This window comes from Amycolatopsis keratiniphila subsp. keratiniphila, from assembly GCF_001620365.2.
Lineage (GTDB): Bacteria > Actinomycetota > Actinomycetes > Mycobacteriales > Pseudonocardiaceae > Amycolatopsis > Amycolatopsis keratiniphila.
On record NZ_LQMT02000023.1, the window covers coordinates 337,602 to 341,018 of the forward strand.

The 3,417-nt window shown below is 67.8% G+C and carries 5 protein-coding genes; 1 reads left to right on the top strand and 4 read right to left on the bottom strand.

The window, feature by feature from the left end; all coding sequences use genetic code 11:
• Both AVR91_RS25980 and AVR91_RS25985 read right to left on the bottom strand, forming a co-directional pair.
• A partial coding sequence (locus AVR91_RS25980; RefSeq protein ID WP_323807895.1) for a nucleoside-diphosphate kinase occupies positions 1-229 on the bottom strand: 229 nt, incomplete at its 3' end.
• Positions 230-293: 64 nt separating this feature from the next.
• Positions 294-641: a winged helix-turn-helix transcriptional regulator gene (locus AVR91_RS25985; protein WP_037342702.1), complete on the bottom strand. Its 348-nt coding sequence runs from the start codon at positions 639-641 to the stop codon at positions 294-296.
• Between the two features lie 111 nt (positions 642-752).
• Between AVR91_RS25985 and AVR91_RS25990 the strand changes: the two genes are divergently transcribed.
• Positions 753-1,646, top strand: coding sequence for an NAD(P)-dependent oxidoreductase (locus tag AVR91_RS25990; protein ID WP_063273243.1), 894 nt, complete (start codon positions 753-755; stop codon positions 1,644-1,646).
• On the opposite strand, the gene AVR91_RS25995 is transcribed toward AVR91_RS25990, so the two are convergent.
• Entirely contained in the window at positions 1,600-3,156 is a 1,557-nt protein-coding gene (locus AVR91_RS25995; protein ID WP_063273242.1) for an alkaline phosphatase D family protein, read from the bottom strand. The two genes, AVR91_RS25990 and AVR91_RS25995, sit on opposite strands and share 47 nt — an antisense overlap.
• A gap of 9 nt (positions 3,157-3,165) precedes the next feature.
• Positions 3,166-3,417, bottom strand: a 252-nt coding sequence (locus AVR91_RS43550) for a hypothetical protein (RefSeq protein WP_211282768.1), incomplete at its 5' end; no start/stop codon positions are given.

Here is a 3,417-nt window from a genome sequence, read left to right on the forward strand (position 1 = left end):
CGACGGCGATCGCGACCAGCGGGCCCGAGGTGATGAACTCGAGGAGGTCGCCGAAGAACGGGCGCTCCTTGTGCTCGGCGTAGTGCTCCTCGGCGACCGAGCGCTCGACGGTGCGCAGTTCGAGGGCGGCGAGCTTCAGGCCCTTGCGCTCGATGCGAGCGATGACCTCGCCGACGAGGCCGCGCGCGACGCCATCGGGCTTGACGAGGACCAGCGTGCGTTCAGTCACGGCGGTATTTCTCCTTGGGTGGGATTCGTGCTATTCGCCCGGAGCCTACTGGGTGCTTCGCGGCTCACTTCACGTCGGACCAGGGAATGGCCTCGATGCGCTCGAGGTGCTCCTCGCCCCACTCCCCGAGCGCGGCCATCGCGGTGTTGAGGGAATCCCCGAACTCCGTCAGCGAATACTCCACCTTCGGCGGAACCTGGTGGTACACCTCGCGATGCAGCAGCCCCGTGGTCTCCATCTCGCGCAACTGCAGGATCAGCACCCGCTCGCTGATACCGGGTACCGCGCGCCGCAGCTCCCCGAAGCGCAGCGGTCCGTCCTGGAGCGCGAACAGGATGAGCCCCTTCCATTTGCCACCCATGACGGCGATCGCGGCGTCGAGGCCGCAGGTGAACGTGCGGTTCTTGGTCATCGCTCACTTACCTTTTTGTCGGTACCCGGCAAAATAGTAGGTACTTGATCGAATGTACGCGACCGCCCAGCATGGAGTCATCCCGAAGATTTCCTTTGACTGGAGCGAAAAATGCCGAAGACACCGGTGACCGTCGTGGGCCTCGGCTCGATGGGCTCGGCCCTCGCGGGCGCTTTCCTCGCGGCCGGGCATCCGACCACCGTGTGGAACAGGACGGCCTCGAAGGCCGATCCTCTCGTCGCACGCGGAGCGAGCCTGGCCTCGACGGCCGACGACGCGGTGCGGGCCAGCCCGTTGATCATCGCCTGCCTGACGACTTACGAAGACACCCGCGCGGCTTTGGAAGCGACGTCGTTGACCGGACGTGCTTTGGTCACCTTGAACAGCGGCTCCCCGGTCGAAGCACGCCGGATGGCCGACTGGGCTAAGGATCGCGGCGCGCGCTACCTCGACGGAGCGATCAAAAACGTGCCGTCGGCCGTGGGAGCGCCGGACACGCTGCTGTACTACGGCGGCGACAAGACCGTCTTCGACGAGCACCGGGAAACGTTGTGGGTGCTGGGCGGCGACACCGTCCACCTCGGCGAGGAGACCGATCTCGCGGCACTGTACGAAACGGCCGTCGGCGGCACCCTGTTGCCCGCGCTTGTCGGGTTCTTCCAGGGTGCCGCCGCGCTGCGGTCACGCGGGCTCGAAGCCTCGACGCTCCTGCCGTACACCACCAAGTGGTTCGAGATGATCATCTCGGTACTTCCGATGTACGCCAAGGAAATCGACAGCGGCGACTACTCGGATCCGGCGGCCTCGGTGAACATCTTCCACGCCGGCGCCGCCGCCGACCTCGGCCTGGCCGAGGAAGGCGTCGACGTCGGCTGGCAGCGGCCGATGCACGACCTCGTGCGGCGGGCCGCCGAGGCCGGGCACGGCGAGCTCAGCATCGCGGTGCTGACGGAACTGCTCAGCGTTGGGGCTGCAGGGTCTTCGACCACAGAGAAGCACCCGTAGCGTCCCTCAGGTCGACCGTGAGCGCGCCGCTCCGCCCGTCGATGTTCACCTCGCCGAAGTGCTGGAAGCCGTCGGCGGGCGAGGTGTTCGCGGCGGGCGGGGCGTGCACGAACACCGCTTCCGGCCCGAAGGTCGGGTCGAGTTTGTTCGGGCCGAACGCGCCGGCGTTGAGCGGGCCGGAGACGAACTCCCAGAACGGGTCGAACTCGGTGAAGGAAGCGCGATCCGGCGAGTAGTGGTGCGCCGCGGTGTAGTGCACGTCGGCGGTCAGCCAGACGACGTTGCGCACCCGGCGCCGCGAGATCTCCCGCAGCACCCAGGCGAGTTCGGTCTCGCGTCCGCCGGGCGCGCCGGGAAGACCGTTGGCGACGCCCTCGATGGCCTTGCCGTCCGGGACGGTGAGCCCGACCGGGAGATCGGCCTGGATGATCTTCCAGGTCGCGGTGCTGCGGTCGAGCGCGTCGACGAGCCAGCGGGCCTGGCGATCGCCGAGGATGCGGCCCGGCTTGGTCTGGTCCGAGGTGTTGGCGTCCTTGTAGGTCCGCATGTCCAGCACGAAGACCTCGGCGCGGGAACCGTGCCGGAAGTTGCGGTAGACGCGGCCGTCGACGGCCTTGCGCCGGTCGATCGGGTGCCATTCGTGGAACGCCTGGAACGCGCGGGCGGCGAGGACGTCGACGCGCTTCTCGGTGTATTCGGGACGGTCGTCGAGGACCTCCCCGGGGTACCAGTTGTTCACGACTTCGTGGTCGTCCCACTGGACATAGGCGGGCACGTTCGCCGTGAAGCGCTTGAGGTTCTCGTCGAGCAGGTTGTAGGCGAACTGGCCGCGGTACTCGTCGAGCGTCTCGGCGACCTTCGACTTCTCCGGGGTGACGATGTTGCGCCACACCCGCCCGCCGGGCAGCGCGACGGTCTCGGTGAGCGGGCCGTCGGCGTAAACCGTGTCTCCACAATGGAGGAACAGGTCCGGACGGCGGTCGGCCATCGCGCGGTAGATCGTCATCCCGCCGAGTTCGGGGTTGATGCCCCAGTTCTGCCCGGCGACGTCACCGGACCACAGCAGCCGGACGTCGGAGCGGCCGACGGGGGCGGTCGTGAAACGGCCGGTGACGGGCTCGCTGCGAGTGCGGCCGTCGAGGTCTTCCGCGGTCACGCGGTAGTGGACTTCGGTCCCCGGCATGAGCCCCGCGACGCGGACCTTGCCCGTACCGCCGGTCTCCGGGCTCATCACCGGGCCGCGCACGCGGCGCGCGTGCCGGAACGACGGATCACGGGAGACCTCCACGATCAGCCGCGACGGCCGGTCGGCGCGCGACCAGACGATGCCGGAGCCGGTGGTGACGTCGCCGGACTGGACACCGTGGGTGAGCACCGGGCGGTCACGGCGGAGCAGCGGGACCGGGTTCGCGGTCGCGGTTCCGGGGAGGAGCAGGCCGCCCGCGACCGCTCCGGCGCCGGTGAGACCGGCTTTGAGCAGCGTGCGGCGGTTGTGGTGGGTTGCGGTCATGGCGCGGTTCTATCCCGCGGCCACGGCCGGTGGGCCAACGGCGGTTTGCGCGGTGATGAACGAACGGACGGTAGCCGTTCCGGCGACCTCCGCGACTCTATTCGACTTCGCGTGTTCTAAGTAGCGAAGGACGCTTTTGCCGCCGAGAAGATGCTTCGCGACAAAGAGTCCTCCAAAGGAATGTGAATCAATTTTCACATGATTTGCCAACTTTTGACTCGAACTTTTGTTCGATTCGCTGGTATTCTTGCGGGGTGTCCG